Consider the following 15,652-nt stretch of genomic DNA (forward strand, 5'->3'; position numbering starts at 1 on the left):
CAGTCCCCTGACAAGGGCATATGCGGGTTTCAGCCCCCTGACGGTCTGGTGTAGTAGTCCCTAGATCAAGCCAGGGCCGGCCACGAGCAGGCTCCCAACCCGGGAGAGACACGCATGACCCGTCAACTCGCCCCCCACCCCGCCGCCAAACCCAAGAGGCCTCCGGGGCGGTCCGCGAAAATCCCTAAGCGCCGGTGGACTGCACGGACCCGCAGGGACTTCTTTGTCTTCCTGGCCATGGCGCTGCCCAACCTGGTGCTGATCGCCGTCTTCACCTACCGGCCGCTGTTCAGCAATATCTATTACTCCACCCTCGACTGGACCCTTGGCTCCCCCACGGCCACCGTGGTTGGCCTCAGCAACTACGTCACCTTCTTCACCAGCAATGATGCGCCGAAAGTCCTGGGGACCACGGCTGTGTTCACCGTGGTCACGGTGGGCGGCTCCATGGTGCTGGGCCTGCTGGTGGCGCTGGCACTGAACGCGAAGGTCCGCGGCACCACCTTCGCCCGTTCGGCCGTCTTTGCCCCGTACGTACTCTCCGGCGTCGGCGTGGGCCTGGTGTGGCTGTTCATCTTCGACCCCGGCTACGGCGTCCTGGCCTGGCTGCTGCGCGGCATCGGGCAGCAGAGCCCGCAGTGGATCAACGACCCCCAACTCTCGCTGGTCATGGTGATCCTGGTCTACGTCTGGAAAAACCTGGGCTACTGCGCCGTGGTGTACCTTGCGGGGCTCCAGTCCCTCCCGGCGGATGTCATGGAAGCCGCGTCCCTGGACGGCGCCAACGGATTCCGCCGCTTTGTCAGCATCTCGCTGCCGCTGCTGTCCCCCACCACGTTTTTCCTCCTGATCACCACCATGCTCAGCTCGCTGCAGGCCTTCGACCTCATCCGGATCATGACGCCGCTGGGCACCGGCACCAGCACCCTGATCTACGAGGCCTACCTGCAGGCCTTCGGGGCGTACAACAGGGCCGGCTACTCGGCAGCCATTTCCGTGGTCCTGTTCGCAATCCTCCTGGTGATCACCGTGCTGCAGCTGCGGTTCGTGGAACGAAAGGTGCATTACTCGTGACTTCCCTTTCCCCGGTCAGCCCCGACCCCGCAGCTCCCGCCATTGCCGGACCGGAGCCAAGCCTCCACCGTGACCGGCCGTTCTCCCGCCGCAACCTCATCCGGACCGTGGTGGCCGGCTACCTGCCGCTGCTCGTGGCCACCCTGGTGGTGTTCCTGCCCCTCCTGTGGATGGTCCTGAGCTCCTTCAAGACGTCCGGCGAGATCGTCACCACGGACCTGAAGATCCTCCCTGAAAGCCTGGACCTGCAGAACTACCGGACCGCCATGACCACGGTGCCGTTTGGGCAGTTCTTCCTGAACAGCACCATCGTTACCCTGGCCGGGGCCACCATCAAGGTGCTGCTGGCGATCCTGACGGCCTATGCCCTGGTGTTTGTCCGCTTCCCGTTCCGGAACTTCATCTTCCTGCTGATCCTGGTGGCCCTCATGGTGCCGCCGCAGGTGTCCATCCTGCCCAACTTCATCCTGATCGCCGGCATCGGCGGGAAGAACACGCTGTGGGGCATCATCCTCCCCGGCCTTGGCACCGCGTTCGGAACGTTCCTGCTCCGCCAGCACTTCCGCACGCTTCCCGCCTCCATCCTGGAATCGGCCGAGGTGGACGGTGCCGGCCACTGGCGCCGGCTCTGGCAGATCGTGGTTCCCGTCTCGGTCCCGTCCATCGCCACCGTGGCGCTGGTGACGATCGTGACCGAATGGAATGACTACATCTGGCCCCTCATCATCACGGACCGCCCCGAAACCATGACCCTGCCCGTGGGTCTCACCCTGCTGCAGAACAACGAAAGCAACGCCGCCGGCTGGGGCGTCCTCATGGCCGGGGCGGTCCTGGTCATCGTTCCCATCCTGATCATTTTCGCGGCCCTCCAGCGCTACATCGTTGCGGGCCTCACCCAGGGCAGCGTAACCGGCTAAGCTGCCGGCCGCCGTCGTACTTTCCAACCTTTACCAAGGCAACAACCGAAAGGAACCGTCATGACACTGCACCTGGACCGGAGGCATTTCCTGGGCCTGGCAGGGGTATCCGCCTCTGCAGCTGCCCTGGCCGCATGCGGCGGACCATCAACAACCGGCGGCGGCCAGGCTACCTCCCAGGCAGCCGAGATCGACTTCAACGGCGTGAAGCCCGCCGCCAAGATCGACTTCTGGTCCAGCCACCCTGGCCAGTCCCAGGAGGTGGAGAAGAGCCTGATCGACAAATTCCACGCCAAGAACCCGGACATCACCGTCAACCTGGTCACCGCCGGTGCCAACTACGAGGAAATTGCCCAGAAGTTCCAGACCGCCCAGGCCGCTAAGTCGGGCCTGCCGGGCGTGGTGGTCCTGTCCGATGTCTGGTGGTTCCGCTACTACACCAACGGCAGCATCATTCCGGTTGACGGCCTTATCAAGCAGCTGGACATGAAGATGGACGACTTCCAGCAGTCGCTGGTCAATGACTACAAATACGACGGCAAGCAGTGGGCACTGCCCTACGGCCGGTCAACGCCGCTGTTCTACTACAACAAGGACCACTTTGCGGCGGCTGGAATTCCCGACCGTGCCCCGAAGACCTGGGACGAGTTCAGTCAGTGGGCACCCAAGCTGAAGGCAAGCTCGGGCGCGCAGTACGCCTACATCTACCCCGCCCTCGCCGGGTACGCGGGCTGGACGCTGCAGAACATGCTGTGGGGCTGGGGCGGCGGCTGGTCCAAGGAATGGAACATCACGTGCGACTCCACCGATTCCGTGGCGGCCCTGCAGTGGGCGCAGGACTCCATCTACAAGGACAAGTGGGCCGGTGTTTCGTCCAAGGAAGCGGCGGATGACTTCTCGGCCGGGCTGACCTCCACCACCATTTCGTCCACCGGTTCGCTGCTGGGGATCCTGAAGTCGGCCAAGTTCAACGTTGGTGTTGGCTTCCTGCCGGGCGGTCCCAAATCCCAGTCGAACGTGTGCCCCACGGGCGGCGCCGGGCTGGGCATCCCCAGCGGGATCACCAAGGAGGAACAGCTGGCCGCCGGCAAGTTCCTGGACTTCGTCACCCAGCCGGAGAGCACGGCGGAGTTCTCGGCAGCCACCGGCTACATGCCCACACGCAAGTCCGCGGACATGGCGGCCGTCCTGGCCAAGACGCCACAGATCAAGACCGCCATGGACCAGCTGGCGGTGACCAAAGTCCAGGACAACGCCCGGGTGTTCCTGCCGGGCGCCGACCAGGAAATGGCCAAGGCCGCCGCCAAGATCCTCACCCAGCAGGGCGACGTCAAGTCCACCATGACGGACCTCAAGAACACCCTGCAGAGCATCTACGACCGCGACGTGAAGCCGAAGCTGAAGTCGTAGCACCTGGCCGACGCGCAAAAGCCCTGGCGACACCCACTTACAGGTGTCGCCAGGGCTTTTGCGTGTCGTGCGTGAAGGCCCGCGTCGCTTACGGAATCGGCGCGTCGCCTATGGGATCGGCACGGGGGTGACGCCGAGGGGCAACAGGTGCTCCGCGCCGCCGTCGGGAGCTGAAAGCACCCAGATGCCTTTTTCGTGCACGGCCACGGAGTGCTCCCACTGGCAGGAACGCTTGGCGTCGGTGGTTACCACCGTCCAGTCGTCATCCAGGACTGCCGTGTCAATGCTGCCGCGGACCAGCATGGGCTCGATGGCCAGGCACAGGCCCGGTTTGATCTTGGGCCCGCGGTGGTTGGTGCGGTAGTTCAGGACGTCCGGTGCCATGTGCATCTCGGAGCCGATGCCGTGGCCCACGTAGTCCTCAAGGATGCCAAGCGGTTTGCCCGGCACAGATGAAACGTAGTCGTCGATGGCGGCTCCGATGTCCCCCACATGCGTGCCGGTTGCCAGTGCCGCGATCCCCCGCCACATCGCTGCATGGGTGACGTCGGACAGCCGCTGGTCCTCGGGGTCCGCGTTTCCCACGATCACCGTGCGGGCGGAGTCCGAATGCCAGCCGTTGACGATCGCGCCGCCGTCGATGGAGATGATGTCGCCGTCCTGCAGGACGCGGCTGCCGGGGATGCCGTGCACCACTTCCTCATTGACGGACGTGCAGATGGTAGCGGGGAAGCCGTGGTAGCCCAGGAAGTTGGACTTGGCACCTGCCTCGTTGAGGACTGCGGCGAAGACGTCATCCAGGTGCTTGGTGGTGACCCCCGGCACCGCGGCGGCAACGGCGGCATCCAGTGCACGGCTGAGGACCAGGCCGGCCTCATGCATGGTGCGCATCTGGGCGTTGTTCTTGAATTCGATGCGGGGCTGGCCGAAGGCCATGGTGTGTCCTTTCAAATGGCTGAGGCTCCTCCCGGATGCCGGGAGGAGCCTCGATAAACCGGGCGCCTGGGGTCAGGCTGCCTGTGCGGCCTTGATGGCCTGCATTACGCGGTTGGTGACTTCGTCGATGGGACCGATCCCGTCAACCTGGGTGAGGATGCCGCGCTCGGCGTACTTTGCCACCACGGCTTCGGTCTGCTCGTGGTACAGGTCAAGGCGGTGGCGGATGACGGCTTCGTTGTCGTCGCTCCGGCCCGTTTCCTTGGCCCGGCCCAGGAGGCGGTGGACCAGCTCCTCGTCATCGGCGGTCAGCTGCAGGACCACGTCGAGCTTCTCGTCGCCGTCGGCGAGGATCTCGTCCAGGTAGTCCACCTGCGCGGTGGTGCGCGGGTAGCCGTCAAGCAGGAAGCCGTTCTCGACGTCGGACTCGCCCAGGCGGTCGCGGACCATCTTGTTGGTCACGCTGTCCGGAACAAAGTCACCGTTGTCCATGTACTTCTTGGCCTCGATGCCCAGAGGGGTTTCACCCTTCACGTTGGCCCGGAAGATGTCACCGGTGGAGATGGCCACAACGCCGAGGCGTTCTGAGATCCGCTCCGCCTGCGTTCCTTTTCCGGAACCGGGAGGTCCAATAATCAGCATTCTCGTCATCGCAAAAGCCCTTCGTAGTGACGTTGTTGTAGCTGCGCATCAATTTGCTTTACGGTCTCCAACCCAACGCCCACCATGATCAGGATCGAGGTGCCACCGAACGGGAAGTTCTGGTTTGCGTTGATCAGTACCAGTGCAACCAACGGGATCAGCGCCACGAAGCCCAGGTAGAGGGCGCCGGGCAGGGTGATCCGAGAGAGCACGTACTGCAGGTAATCAGCGGTCGGCCTGCCGGCGCGGATACCTGGGATGAAGCCGCCGTACTTCTTCATGTTGTCTGAGACTTCTTCAGGGTTGAAGGTAATCGCGACGTAGAAGTAGGTGAAGAACACGATCAGGACGAAGTAAACCGCCATATAGATCGGGTGGTCACCGCGGGTGAGGTTGTTGTTGATCCATTCAACCCACGGTTGCATCGACTCGCCGTTCCGGGGCTGGTTGAACTGTGCGATCAGCCCGGGAATGTAGAGCATGGAGGAGGCGAAGATCACCGGAATGACACCGGCCATGTTCACCTTGATGGGAATGTAGGTGCTGGTGCCGCCCACGGTGCGCCGGCCGATCATACGTTTGGCGTACTGGACCGGAACGCGCCGCTGGGACTGTTCCACGAAGACCACCAGCGCGACGGTGAGCAGGCCAACGGCCAGGACAATGAAGAAGGTCCCGGGGCCCTGCGAGGTCCAGATGGCACCCAGCGAGGTGGGGAACTGCGCAGCGATGGACGTGAAGATGAGCAGCGACATGCCGTTGCCCACGCCCTTCTCGGTGACGAGCTCACCCATCCACATGATCAGGCCGGTGCCGGCCGTCAGCGTGATGATGATCAGGATGGTGGTGATGATGCTGTTGTCCGGGATCACCGGCAGCTGGCAGCCGGGAAGCAGCTGCCCGGAGCGGGCCAGGGACACCAGCGTGGTGGCGTTGAGCAGGCCCAGCGCGATGGTGAGGTAGCGGGTGTACTGGGTCAGCTTGGACTGTCCCGACGCGCCCTCGTCGTAAAGCTGCTGGAACCGGGGAATGACCACCCGGAGCAGCTGGACGATGATGCTGGCCGTGATGTAAGGCATGATGCCCAGGGCGAAGATGGACACCTGGAGCAGCGCACCGCCGCTGAAGAGGTTAACGAGCTGGTACAGCCCGCCGGCGGTCTGACCGTTCTGCAAGCATTGCTGGACATTCTGGTAGTTCACACCTGGCGAGGGAATGAAAGCACCCAAGCGGAATATGGTGATGATTCCCAGCGTGAACAACAACTTGCGTCGCAGATCAGGCGTGCGAAAGGCCCGGCCAAATGCGCTAAGCAAGCGTCCTCCTGTGGTGTCAATAAGAGTGAGGGTGCGGAACTTGATAAATCCCGACAACCGAGTCTAACGGTTCAATGTGCCGTGCGAACAATCCGCGCCAGCGCGCATGCGCCGGATGGCAGGAAAATATCGCCCGGCGGATGTGAAAAACTCCCGGTATCCGGGGCCGAAGCCCGCGGATACCGGGAGTTCAACAGCTGGCGCCGTCCCCTAGAGGGCGGTGGTGCTTCCGCCTGCTGCAGCAATCTTTTCAGCGGCACTGGCCGAGAATGCGTGGGCGGTGACGTCAACCTTGACGGTGATGTCGCCGGTGCCCAGCACCTTGACGGGCTGGTTCTTGCGAACTGCGCCCTTTTCGACCAGGTTCTCCACGGTGACTGCGCCACCTTCCGGGAACAGCTCGTTGAGCTTGTCCAGGTTTACAACCTGGAACTCAACCCGGAACGGGTTCTTGAAGCCACGCAGCTTCGGCAGGCGCATGTGCAGCGGCAACTGGCCGCCGGCAAAGCCAGCCTTCACCTGGTAGCGGGCAGCCGTACCCTTGGTACCACGGCCGGCAGTCTTACCCTTGGATGCCTCACCACGACCAACACGGGTCTTGGCGGTCTTGGCACCCGGCGCGGGACGCAGGTGGTGAACCTTCAGGGCGTTCTGCTTCTCAGCAGCCTGTGCCTTATCAGCAGTGTTCTCTGCCATTTACTTCGCCTCCTCTACCTTTACCAGGTGCGGAACCGTGTTGAGCATTCCAACGGTCACGGCATCGGCGGTGCGGACAACGGTGTGTCCGATCCGCTTCAGGCCGAGGGACCGAAGGGTGTCGCGCTGGTTCTGCTTGCCGCCAATGGCGGACTTGATCTGAGTGATCTCCAACTGAGCGTCGGAGGGGACCAGGTTCTTAGCCATGACTAAACACCTGCCTTAGGGGCGAGGAGGGCCTTCACCAGTGCCGCCGGAGCGATCTCGTCGAGGGGCAGGCCGCGGCGTGCTGCCACTGCTGCCGGCTCTTCGAGGCGCTTCAGGGCATCAACAGTCGCGTGAACGATGTTGATGGCGTTGGAGGAACCGAGCGACTTGGAGAGGATGTCGTGGATACCCACGCACTCCAGTACTGCACGGACCGGACCACCGGCGATAACACCGGTACCGGCGGAGGCCGGACGCAGCATTACAACGCCTGCAGCGGCTTCACCCTGAACGCGGTGCGGGATGGTGCTGCCAACGCGGGGAACGCGGAAGAAGGACTTCTTGGCCTCTTCAACGCCCTTGGCGATAGCAGCGGGAACTTCCTTGGCCTTGCCGTAGCCCACGCCGACCATGCCGTTACCGTCACCAACGACGACGAGTGCGGTGAAGCTGAAGCGACGACCACCCTTGACGACCTTGGAAACGCGGTTGATGGTGACAACGCGCTCTACGAACTGGTTCTTCTCGGCTTCACGGCCACCGTCGCGGCCGCCACGGCCACCGCGGTCGCCGCGGCCCTGGCCGCGGTCGCCACGCTCGCCGCGACGGGCGCCACCACGGCGGTCCTCGGCAGCGGGGGCAGTGGTCTCAGCAGCTGCGGCTTCGGGCGCCTTCTGATCTGCAGACACAGTGTCCTTTTCCTTGTTTGCTTCGGTCACAGTGACAGCCCACCTTCGCGTGCACCGTCAGCGACGGCGGCAATGCGGCCGTGGTACTTGTTACCACCACGGTCGAACACGACAGCCTCGACGCCGGCAGCCTTGGCACGTTCGGCAACGAGCTCGCCGACGCGCTTGGCCTTGGCAGTCTTGTCACCGTCGAATGCACGGAGGTCAGCTTCCAGGGTGGACGCGCTTGCTACGGTCTGGCCAATGCTGTCATCGACAACCTGGACAAATACGTGGCGTGCGGAGCGGTTGACCACCAGGCGGGGGCGGGCAGCCGTACCGGCAATGCGCTTGCGGATACGAAGCTGGCGGCGGCTGCGGGCAGCAGCCTTGCTCTTGTTCGTACGCTTCTTGTTAATGGAGATGGCCATGGTTACTTACCAGCCTTTCCGACCTTGCGGCGGATGACTTCGCCGGCGTAACGGATGCCCTTGCCCTTGTAGGGGTCCGGCTTCCGCAGCTTACGAATGTTGGCAGCAACTTCGCCGACCTGCTGCTTATTGATACCTGAGACAGAGAGCTTGGTCGGTCCCTCTACTGCAAAGGTGATGCCGGCCGGAGCGGAAACGCTGACCGGGTGGCTGTAGCCGAGAGCGAACTCAAGGTCAGATCCCTTGGCCTGAACGCGGTAACCGGTACCGACGATTTCAAGCTTCTTCTCGTAGCCTGCGGTGACGCCCTGGATCATGTTGGCGATCAGGGTGCGGGTCAGGCCGTGGAGCGAACGGGAGGCGCGCTCGTCGTTCGGGCGGCTGACGGTCAGGGTGTTCTCGTCCAGGGCAACCTCGATGGGGCTGGCCACAGTGTGGGTCAGCTCCCCCTTGGAACCCTTGACGCTGACGACAGAGCCGTCAACCTTGACCTCAACGCCGGCAGGAACGGTGATGGGGAGACGTCCAATACGTGACATTATTCTCTTCCTTTCCCGTTACCAGACGTACGCGAGGACTTCGCCGCCCACGCCCTTCTTGCCGGCCTGCTTGTCAGTCAGGAGGCCGGAAGAGGTGGACAGGATTGCGATACCCAGGCCACCGAGCACGTGAGGCAGGTTGGTGGACTTCGCGTAAACGCGGAGACCCGGCTTGGAGATGCGGCGTACACCGGCGATGGAACGCTCGCGGTTCGGACCGAACTTGAGTTCGAGGGTCAGCTTCTTGCCAACCTCAGCGTCCTCTTCCTTCCAGCCGGCGATGAAACCTTCGGCCTTGAGGATGTCGGCAACGCGTGCCTTGAGCTTGCTGTAAGGCATAGACACGGAGTCGTGGTATGCCGAGTTTGCGTTACGCAGGCGCGTAAGCATATCTGCGACAGGATCTGTCATTGTCATGTGGGCTCATGCCCTTCCTCGTAACGGTTTCCGCCGTTCCCTCCTTGATGGAGCGGAGCGGCCGGACCTTTTACGTAGTTAATTAAGCTTCGGTTTTGAACGGGAAACCAAGCGCCTTGAGCAGCGCGCGGCCTTCGTCATCGGTCTTGGCGGTGGTCACAACCGTGATGTCCATACCGCGGACGCGGTCGATCTTGTCCTGGTCGATTTCGTGGAACATAACCTGCTCGGTCAGACCGAAGGTGTAGTTGCCGTTGCCATCGAACTGCTTGCCGCTGAGGCCGCGGAAGTCGCGGATACGGGGCAGGGCCAGGGTGACCAGGCGGTCCACGAATTCCCACATGCGGTCGCCACGCAGGGTTGCGTGTGCACCGATGGGCATGCCTTCGCGCAGCTTGAACTGTGCGATCGACTTGCGGGCCTTGGTAACCTGCGGCTTCTGGCCGGTGATCTGGGTGAGGTCGCGGACAGCGCCGTCGATCAGCTTGGAGTCCTTGGCGGCATCTCCAACACCCATGTTCACAACAACCTTCACCAGGCGGGGTACCTGGTTCACGTTCTCGTACTTGAATTCATCCTGGAGCGTTGCCTTGATGGATTCGGCGTACTTGGTCTTCAGACGAGGAACGATCTTCGTTGCCGGAGTCTCGAGAGTCTCAGTCATTAGATGTCCTTCCCGGAGCTCTTGGACACGCGGATGCGGACGGTCTTCTTGACACCGTTCTTCTCCACCGTGTCGAGGCGGAAGCCCACGCGGGTCGGCTTCTTGGTCGACGGGTCAACCAGGGCCACGTTGGAAATGTGGATCGGGGCCTCTACGACCTCGATGCCACCGGTCTTGGTGCCGCGCTGCGACTGTCCAACCCGGGTGTGCTTGGTGACGCGGTTGATACCCTCAACCAGCACGCGGTTGGTGTCGGTGAATACGCGCAGAACCTTGCCCTGCTTGCCGCGGTCGCCGCCGCGCTCAGCCTTGGCGCCAGTGATGACCTGAACCAGGTCACCCTTTTTGATCTTTGCAGCCATGGACTAGAGCACCTCCGGAGCCAGAGAAACGATCTTCATGAACTTCTTGTCACGCAGTTCACGACCAACCGGTCCGAAGATACGGGTACCGCGGGGGTCACCGTCGTTCTTCAGGATCACAGCTGCGTTCTCGTCAAACTTGATGTAGGAACCATCCGCACGGCGGCGTTCCTTCTTGGTACGGACGATGACGGCCTTGACCACATCGCCCTTCTTTACGTTGCCGCCCGGGATTGCATCCTTGACGGTGGCGACAATGACGTCACCGATGCCTGCGTAGCGACGGCCGGATCCACCGAGAACGCGAATGGTAAGGATTTCCTTAGCACCCGTGTTGTCGGCGACCTTGAGTCGCGACTCCTGCTGAATCACTATTTACTCCTTGCGTCGCGCCGGTTCTCAGGCCGTGATCTTGCTACGGAATGAGCCTTGCGGAACGGTTGATCGGGGTGTCTCTTGACCTGCCTGGATTTTGCCAGACCAGGCCTAAACGCCCGTGCCAGAAGCAGTTGCTCCCATCCGGTCCGGGACGGATCCCGGGCGCACAGGGGCACTATGCTGTGGCACGCTTGTTTACGAGGTTGATGACGGCGCGCGAAAGGCGCCATACAAACTCAATATCCTAGCACGTTTTTCGCCGGTCCCCATATCACCACCGCCCACCACCCCGCAAGACGGACGACGGCGTCACGCAGGGCAGCCTTTCGGCCCACCAAAGGTGCCACTCCCCCGCCAGTCCAGGCGCCGCCGTCGTCCGGCAGTCCACTACGCCCCATCACTACCTGCAGGAAATCCTCCAACGCGCCATCACCTCCCGCTGGTACGTTTCGGCAAGTGATGTGGCGTTTCCGAAAAGCGTGCAGGAACTGATGGGGCGTTTCGGGAAAAGATGCAGGAAGTGATGGGGCGTCTGTGTGGGACGGACGGCCACGCCCGCTGTCCGTTAAACGAGGAAGCCCCTGCTCCCGGGAGGGAGCAGGGGCAACAGCTAAGCAGCAGGTGCTACTTGGCCTTCTCGAGGATTTCCACGAGCCGCCAGTTCTTGGTGGCGGACAGCGGACGGGTCTCGGCGATGACTACGAGGTCGCCGATGCCGGCGGTGTTCTCTTCGTCGTGTGCCTTGACCTTGGAAGTGCGGCGGATGACCTTGCCGTACAGTGCGTGCTTCACACGGTCTTCAACCTCGACGACGATGGTCTTTTCCATCTTGTCAGAGACCACGTAGCCGCGACGGGTCTTGCGGTAACCGCGCTGCCCAGCCTTGGCTGCGGTAGCAGTTTCGGTCACGTTCTGGTCCTTTTCACTCACTTGGCGTCCTCCTCGGTCTCAGCCTTTTCAGCCTTGTCGGCCTTCTTGGTTGAAGCCTTCTTGGACTTCTTGTCTTCCTTGGCTTCCACAACCGGTGCGGCAACCTCGGCACGAATGCCCAGCTCGCGTTCGCGGAGAACGGTGTAGATGCGGGCGATGTCCTTCTTTACCGCGCGCAGGCGACCGTGGTTCTCCAGCTGTCCGGTGGCGGACTGGAAACGCAGGTTGAACAGCTCTTCCTTGGCCTTGCGGAGTTCTTCAACGAGACGCTCGTTGTCGAAACCGTCCAGCTGTGCGGGAGCCAGATCCTTGGATCCTACTGCCATTTCTATTCACCACCCTCGCGACGCACAATGCGTGCCTTCAACGGCAGCTTGTGGATTGCCAGGCGCAGGGCCTCGCGAGCTACCTCTTCATTGACACCGGAGAGTTCGAACAGAACCCGGCCCGGCTTGACGTTGGCGACCCACCATTCCGGTGAACCCTTACCGGAACCCATACGGGTTTCGGCCGGCTTCTTGGTCAGGGGACGGTCCGGGTAGATGTTGATCCAGACCTTACCGCCACGCTTGATGTGGCGGGTCATCGCGATACGAGCGGACTCGATCTGACGGTTGGTGACGTATGCCGGGCTCAGGGCCTGGATGCCGTACTCACCGAAGGAGACCTGGGTACCGCCCGTAGCAGCGCCGGAACGACCCGGGTGGTGCTGCTTACGGTGCTTTACTCGACGTGGGATAAGCATTTAAGCCTGTCCTCCTTCTGCAGCAGCAGGTGCTGCTTCAACTGCCGGTGCTTCGGCAGCAGGAGCTGCGTCAGCGGCCGGGCGGTCGGTGCGACGGCGGCGGTCACCACGGTCAGCGCCACCCGGGCGGCCGGGACGGTCGCCACGGTTACCGCGGGACGGAGCTGCAGCAGCCTGTGCTGCCAGTTCCTTGGCGGTGACGTCACCCTTGTAGATCCAGACCTTCACGCCGATACGGCCGAAGGTGGTCTTGGCTTCGTAGAAGCCGTAGTCGATGTTCGCGCGGAGGGTGTGCAGGGGCACACGGCCTTCGCGGTAGAACTCCGAGCGGGACATTTCAGCGCCACCCAGGCGGCCCGAGCAGGCGATACGGATGCCCTTGGCACCTGCACGCTGTGCGGACTGCATGGCCTTCTTCATAGCGCGGCGGAATGCCACACGGGAAGTCAGCTGCTCAGCAACGCCCTGGGCAACAAGCTGGGCTTCCATCTCGGGGTTCTTGACCTCGAGGATGTTCAGCTGGACCTGCTTGCCGGTGAGCTTTTCGAGCTCGCCGCGGATGCGGTCTGCTTCTGCTCCACGGCGGCCGATGACGATGCCGGGACGTGCCGTGTGGATGTCCACGCGGACACGGTCACGGGTGCGCTCGATCTCGACCTTGGCGATGCCGGCGCGCTCCATGCCCGTGGACATGAGCTGGCGGATGCGGATGTCTTCGCGGACGAAGTCCTTGTACCGCTGGCCTGCCTTGGTGCTGTCAGCGAACCAGTGCGATACGTGATCGGTGGTGATGCCGAGTCGGAACCCGTGCGGGTTTACTTTCTGTCCCACTTAGCGAGCCTCCTCTTTCTCCGGGGTAGCGACTACCACGGTGATGTGGCTGGTGCGCTTCTTGATCTGAAATGCACGACCCTGGGCACGCGGCTGGAACCGCTTCATGGTCGGGCCTTCATCAACAAACGCTTCGCTGATGATGAGGTCGCCTTCGTCAAACGCCACGCCGTCGCGGTCCGCGAGGACCCGGGCGTTGGAGATTGCCGACTGAACTACCTTGAATACCGGCTCCGAAGCTGCCTGGGGGGCAAACTTCAGAATTGCCAGAGCCTCATTCGCTTGCAATCCACGAACAAGGTTGACGACGCGCCGGGCCTTCATAGGCGTTACGCGGATGTGGCGCGCAATTGCCTTGGCTTCCATTGCTTTCCTTCTCTCGTCTTTGACGTAAACGCAGGCGCCTAGCGGCGCTTGCCCTTACGGTCGTCCTTGACATGGCCGCGGAATGTCCGCGTGGGAGCGAATTCGCCGAGCTTGTGCCCGACCATCGACTCAGTGACAAACACCGGGATGTGCTTGCGTCCGTCGTGTACGGCGATCGTGTGTCCGAGCATGTCGGGGATGATCATCGAACGGCGGGACCAGGTCTTGATGACGTTCTTGGTGCCCTTTTCGTTTTCCCTGGCTACCTTCACAAAGAGGTGCTGGTCAACGAAAGGACCTTTTTCAGGCTGCGTGGCATGTGTCCAGGCTCCTATCGCTTGTTCTTGCCAGTACGACGGCGACGCACAATAAGCTTGTCGCTCTCTTTGTTGGGGCGGCGGGTGCGGCCTTCACGCTTACCGTTCGGGTTGACGGGGTTACGTCCACCGGACGTCTTACCCTCGCCACCACCGTGCGGGTGGTCAACCGGGTTCATGGCAACACCACGGACGGTCGGGCGGACGCCCTTCCACCGCATACGGCCGGCCTTGCCCCAGTTGATGTTCGACTGCTCGGCGTTGCCCACCTCGCCGACGGTTGCGCGGCAGCGCACGTCAACGTTGCGGATTTCACCGGAAGGCAGGCGCAGCTGGGCGAAGCGGCCTTCCTTGGCAACAAGCTGGATGGATGCGCCGGCGGAGCGGCCCATCTTGGCGCCGCCACCCGGACGCAGTTCCACTGCGTGGATAACGGTACCCACCGGGATGTTGAGCAGGGGCAGGTTGTTACCGGGCTTGATGTCAGCACCGGCACCTGCCTCGACAACGTCACCCTGGGAGAGCTTGTTGGGAGCGATGATGTAACGCTTGGTGCCATCAACGTAGTGCAGGAGGGCGATGCGAGCCGTGCGGTTCGGATCGTACTCGATTTCGGCAACGCGGGCGTTGACGCCGTCCTTGTCGTGGCGACGGAAGTCGATCAGACGGTACTGGCGCTTGTGCCCACCACCCTTGTGACGGGTGGTGATCTTACCGGTGTTGTTACGGCCGCCCTTCTTGGGCAGCGGACGTACCAACGACTTTTCCGGCGTCGACCGCGTAATTTCGATGAAGTCCGCTACGCTCGAGCCACGACGGCCCGGGGTAGTCGGCTTGTACTTACGGATTCCCATAATTTATTTCCTCGTTAAAGTGGTCTCCGCTACGCGAGCGGACCGCCGAAGATGTCGATGGTGCCTTCTTTGAGGGTGACAATCGCACGCTTGGTGTTCTTGCGGGTACCCCATCCGAATTTGGTGCGCTTGCGCTTACCGGCACGGTTGATGGTGTTGATCGATTCGACCTTGACGGAGAAGATCTTCTCCACGGCCAGCTTGATCTCGGTCTTGTTCGAACGGGGGTCCACCAGGAAGGTGTACTTGCCCTCGTCGATCAGGCCGTAGCTCTTTTCCGACACGACGGGTGCAAGCACGACGTCGCGGGGATCCTTGATGGTGGCTGCACTCACTTGGCATCCTCCTCGTTCTTAGCTGCCTTAGCGGCAACGAATGCGTCGTAGGCAGCCTTGGTGAAGACAACGTCATCAGAGACGAGAACGTCGTAGGTGTTCAGCTGGTCTACGTACAGAACGTGAACGCCGGCGAGGTTGCGCACGGACAGTGCGGCAACGTCGTTATCGCGCTCGATGACGACCAGCAGGTTCTTGCGGTCGGACACACCGCGGAGCGTTGCCAGTGCGGTCTTGGCGGAGGGCTTGGTGCCTTCAACCAGTTCTGCGACAACGTGGATGCGACCGTTGCGTGCCCGGTCAGACAGTGCGCCGCGCAGTGCAGCAGCAATCATCTTCTTGGGGGTGCGCTGGCTGTAGTCACGCGGGGTGGGACCGTGGACGATGCCACCGCCGGTCATGTGGGGAGCACGGATGGAACCCTGACGGGCGCGGCCGGTGCCCTTCTGCTTGAACGGCTTGCGTCCTGCACCGGAAACTTCAGCGCGGGTCTTGGTCTTGTGGGTTCCCTGGCGGGCAGCAGCGAGCTGGGCAACGACAACCTGGTGCAGCAGCGGCACGTTGGTCTGAACGTCGAAGATCTCTGCAGGCAGGTCGACCTGGACAGTGTTAGCCAT

23 protein-coding genes and 1 pseudogene are annotated in these 15,652 nt (G+C 62.4%); 3 read left to right on the forward strand and 21 right to left on the reverse strand.

Annotated elements, in window-relative coordinates; all coding sequences use genetic code 11:
• The first annotated feature begins 114 nt into the window (after nt 1-114).
• From OUO20_RS11035 to OUO20_RS11045, 3 genes are read left to right on the forward strand one after another with little or no spacing between them, the layout of a single operon-like run.
• Nucleotides 115-1,074: a carbohydrate ABC transporter permease gene (locus OUO20_RS11035; protein WP_026265743.1), complete on the forward strand. Its 960-nt coding sequence runs from the start codon at nt 115-117 to the stop codon at nt 1,072-1,074.
• Complete coding sequence (locus OUO20_RS11040; RefSeq protein WP_018769146.1) at nt 1,071-1,991, forward strand: carbohydrate ABC transporter permease; 921 nt, start codon at nt 1,071-1,073, stop codon at nt 1,989-1,991. The genes OUO20_RS11035 and OUO20_RS11040 overlap by 4 nt, the downstream gene beginning before the upstream one ends.
• A gap of 60 nt (nt 1,992-2,051) precedes the next feature.
• Complete coding sequence (locus tag OUO20_RS11045) at nt 2,052-3,401, forward strand: ABC transporter substrate-binding protein (protein WP_018769145.1); 1,350 nt, start codon at nt 2,052-2,054, stop codon at nt 3,399-3,401.
• A 108-nt stretch (nt 3,402-3,509) separates the two neighbouring features.
• On the opposite strand, the gene map is transcribed toward OUO20_RS11045, so the two are convergent.
• The 21 genes and pseudogenes from map to rplD all read right to left on the reverse strand — a co-directional run bounded on the left by map (nt 3,510) and on the right by rplD (nt 15,652).
• Nucleotides 3,510-4,337: a type I methionyl aminopeptidase gene (gene map / locus OUO20_RS11050; RefSeq protein ID WP_144600745.1), complete on the reverse strand. Its 828-nt coding sequence runs from the start codon at nt 4,335-4,337 to the stop codon at nt 3,510-3,512.
• A gap of 72 nt (nt 4,338-4,409) precedes the next feature.
• Nucleotides 4,410-4,979 (reverse strand): adenylate kinase, encoded by a 570-nt coding sequence (locus OUO20_RS11055; RefSeq protein WP_018760442.1) that lies wholly within the window; start codon nt 4,977-4,979, stop codon nt 4,410-4,412.
• Nucleotides 4,980-4,984: 5 nt separating this feature from the next.
• The gene (secY, locus tag OUO20_RS11060) at nt 4,985-6,295 is read right to left on the reverse strand and encodes a preprotein translocase subunit SecY (RefSeq protein WP_026265742.1); all 1,311 of its coding nucleotides are present in this window, start codon (nt 6,293-6,295) and stop codon (nt 4,985-4,987) included.
• A 210-nt stretch (nt 6,296-6,505) separates the two neighbouring features.
• Nucleotides 6,506-6,991: a 50S ribosomal protein L15 gene (gene rplO / locus OUO20_RS11065; protein WP_013601817.1), complete on the reverse strand. Its 486-nt coding sequence runs from the start codon at nt 6,989-6,991 to the stop codon at nt 6,506-6,508.
• Entirely contained in the window at nt 6,992-7,198 is a 207-nt protein-coding gene (gene rpmD, locus OUO20_RS11070; RefSeq protein ID WP_009358731.1) for a 50S ribosomal protein L30, read from the reverse strand.
• Nucleotides 7,199-7,200: 2 nt separating this feature from the next.
• Nucleotides 7,201-7,917, reverse strand: a complete 717-nt coding sequence (gene rpsE / locus OUO20_RS11075) for a 30S ribosomal protein S5 (protein ID WP_018769142.1) — start codon at nt 7,915-7,917, stop codon at nt 7,201-7,203.
• A complete protein-coding gene (gene rplR, locus OUO20_RS11080; RefSeq protein ID WP_018769141.1) occupies nt 7,914-8,297 on the reverse strand; it encodes a 50S ribosomal protein L18 in 384 nt (127 codons plus the stop codon). The genes rpsE and rplR overlap by 4 nt, the downstream gene beginning before the upstream one ends.
• Nucleotides 8,298-8,299: 2 nt before the next feature.
• On the reverse strand, nt 8,300-8,836 hold the full coding sequence (gene rplF, locus OUO20_RS11085) for a 50S ribosomal protein L6 (RefSeq protein WP_018769140.1): 537 nt from the start codon (nt 8,834-8,836) through the stop codon (nt 8,300-8,302).
• Between the two features lie 18 nt (nt 8,837-8,854).
• Nucleotides 8,855-9,253: a 30S ribosomal protein S8 gene (gene rpsH / locus OUO20_RS11090; RefSeq protein WP_018769139.1), complete on the reverse strand. Its 399-nt coding sequence runs from the start codon at nt 9,251-9,253 to the stop codon at nt 8,855-8,857.
• Nucleotides 9,254-9,335: 82 nt separating this feature from the next.
• Nucleotides 9,336-9,917 (reverse strand): 50S ribosomal protein L5, encoded by a 582-nt coding sequence (gene rplE, locus OUO20_RS11095; RefSeq protein ID WP_018769138.1) that lies wholly within the window; start codon nt 9,915-9,917, stop codon nt 9,336-9,338.
• A complete protein-coding gene (gene rplX, locus OUO20_RS11100; RefSeq protein ID WP_015937845.1) occupies nt 9,917-10,279 on the reverse strand; it encodes a 50S ribosomal protein L24 in 363 nt (120 codons plus the stop codon). The genes rplE and rplX overlap by 1 nt, the downstream gene beginning before the upstream one ends.
• A 3-nt stretch (nt 10,280-10,282) precedes the next feature.
• The gene (rplN, locus tag OUO20_RS11105; RefSeq protein WP_003803789.1) at nt 10,283-10,651 is read right to left on the reverse strand and encodes a 50S ribosomal protein L14; all 369 of its coding nucleotides are present in this window, start codon (nt 10,649-10,651) and stop codon (nt 10,283-10,285) included.
• 630 nt (nt 10,652-11,281) lie between these two features.
• Nucleotides 11,282-11,587, reverse strand: coding sequence for a 30S ribosomal protein S17 (gene rpsQ, locus OUO20_RS11110; RefSeq protein ID WP_018769137.1), 306 nt, complete (start codon nt 11,585-11,587; stop codon nt 11,282-11,284).
• The gene (rpmC, locus tag OUO20_RS21520; protein ID WP_326498031.1) at nt 11,584-11,913 is read right to left on the reverse strand and encodes a 50S ribosomal protein L29; all 330 of its coding nucleotides are present in this window, start codon (nt 11,911-11,913) and stop codon (nt 11,584-11,586) included. The genes rpsQ and rpmC overlap by 4 nt, the downstream gene beginning before the upstream one ends.
• A gap of 2 nt (nt 11,914-11,915) precedes the next feature.
• Nucleotides 11,916-12,332: a 50S ribosomal protein L16 gene (rplP, locus tag OUO20_RS11120; protein ID WP_043454603.1), complete on the reverse strand. Its 417-nt coding sequence runs from the start codon at nt 12,330-12,332 to the stop codon at nt 11,916-11,918.
• Nucleotides 12,333-13,163 (reverse strand): 30S ribosomal protein S3, encoded by an 831-nt coding sequence (rpsC, locus tag OUO20_RS11125; RefSeq protein WP_134163700.1) that lies wholly within the window; start codon nt 13,161-13,163, stop codon nt 12,333-12,335. It abuts the gene before it with no gap.
• Complete coding sequence (gene rplV / locus OUO20_RS11130; RefSeq protein ID WP_009358304.1) at nt 13,164-13,529, reverse strand: 50S ribosomal protein L22; 366 nt, start codon at nt 13,527-13,529, stop codon at nt 13,164-13,166.
• 38 nt (nt 13,530-13,567) lie between these two features.
• Nucleotides 13,568-13,848: pseudogene (gene rpsS / locus OUO20_RS11135) on the reverse strand (30S ribosomal protein S19).
• A gap of 12 nt (nt 13,849-13,860) precedes the next feature.
• Nucleotides 13,861-14,700 carry a 50S ribosomal protein L2 gene (gene rplB, locus OUO20_RS11140; RefSeq protein WP_026264302.1) on the reverse strand — a complete coding sequence of 280 codons (840 nt, stop codon included), beginning with the start codon at nt 14,698-14,700 and terminating at the stop codon, nt 13,861-13,863.
• 29 nt (nt 14,701-14,729) lie between these two features.
• Entirely contained in the window at nt 14,730-15,035 is a 306-nt protein-coding gene (rplW, locus tag OUO20_RS11145) for a 50S ribosomal protein L23 (protein WP_011692807.1), read from the reverse strand.
• Complete coding sequence (rplD, locus tag OUO20_RS11150; protein WP_018769134.1) at nt 15,032-15,652, reverse strand: 50S ribosomal protein L4; 621 nt, start codon at nt 15,650-15,652, stop codon at nt 15,032-15,034. Before rplD ends, rplW begins: the two co-directional genes overlap by 4 nt.

Source organism: Arthrobacter sp. FX8, from assembly GCF_026723805.1.
Classification (GTDB): Bacteria; Actinomycetota; Actinomycetes; order Actinomycetales; family Micrococcaceae; genus Arthrobacter.

Coding starts and splice junctions, on each gene's coding strand:
- OUO20_RS11055 (WP_018760442.1), bottom strand. CDS start 4,979: ATGCTGATTATTGGACCTCCCGGTTCCGGAAAAGGAACGCAGGCGGAG.
- rplO (WP_013601817.1), bottom strand. CDS start 6,991: ATGGCAGAGAACACTGCTGATAAGGCACAGGCTGCTGAGAAGCAGAAC.
- rplV (WP_009358304.1), bottom strand. CDS start 13,529: ATGGAAGCCAAGGCAATTGCGCGCCACATCCGCGTAACGCCTATGAAG.
- rplD (WP_018769134.1), bottom strand. CDS start 15,652: ATGGCTAACACTGTCCAGGTCGACCTGCCTGCAGAGATCTTCGACGTT.
- rpsH (WP_018769139.1), bottom strand. CDS start 9,253: ATGACAATGACAGATCCTGTCGCAGATATGCTTACGCGCCTGCGTAAC.
- rpmC (WP_326498031.1), bottom strand. CDS start 11,913: ATGGCAGTAGGATCCAAGGATCTGGCTCCCGCACAGCTGGACGGTTTC.
- rplE (WP_018769138.1), bottom strand. CDS start 9,917: ATGACTGAGACTCTCGAGACTCCGGCAACGAAGATCGTTCCTCGTCTG.
- rplR (WP_018769141.1), bottom strand. CDS start 8,297: ATGGCCATCTCCATTAACAAGAAGCGTACGAACAAGAGCAAGGCTGCT.
- OUO20_RS11045 (WP_018769145.1), top strand. CDS start 2,052: ATGACACTGCACCTGGACCGGAGGCATTTCCTGGGCCTGGCAGGGGTA.
- rpmD (WP_009358731.1), bottom strand. CDS start 7,198: ATGGCTAAGAACCTGGTCCCCTCCGACGCTCAGTTGGAGATCACTCAG.
- rplF (WP_018769140.1), bottom strand. CDS start 8,836: ATGTCACGTATTGGACGTCTCCCCATCACCGTTCCTGCCGGCGTTGAG.
- map (WP_144600745.1), bottom strand. CDS start 4,337: ATGGCCTTCGGCCAGCCCCGCATCGAATTCAAGAACAACGCCCAGATG.
- rplX (WP_015937845.1), bottom strand. CDS start 10,279: ATGGCTGCAAAGATCAAAAAGGGTGACCTGGTTCAGGTCATCACTGGC.
- rplB (WP_026264302.1), bottom strand. CDS start 14,700: ATGGGAATCCGTAAGTACAAGCCGACTACCCCGGGCCGTCGTGGCTCG.
- OUO20_RS11035 (WP_026265743.1), top strand. CDS start 115: ATGACCCGTCAACTCGCCCCCCACCCCGCCGCCAAACCCAAGAGGCCT.
- rplP (WP_043454603.1), bottom strand. CDS start 12,332: ATGCTTATCCCACGTCGAGTAAAGCACCGTAAGCAGCACCACCCGGGT.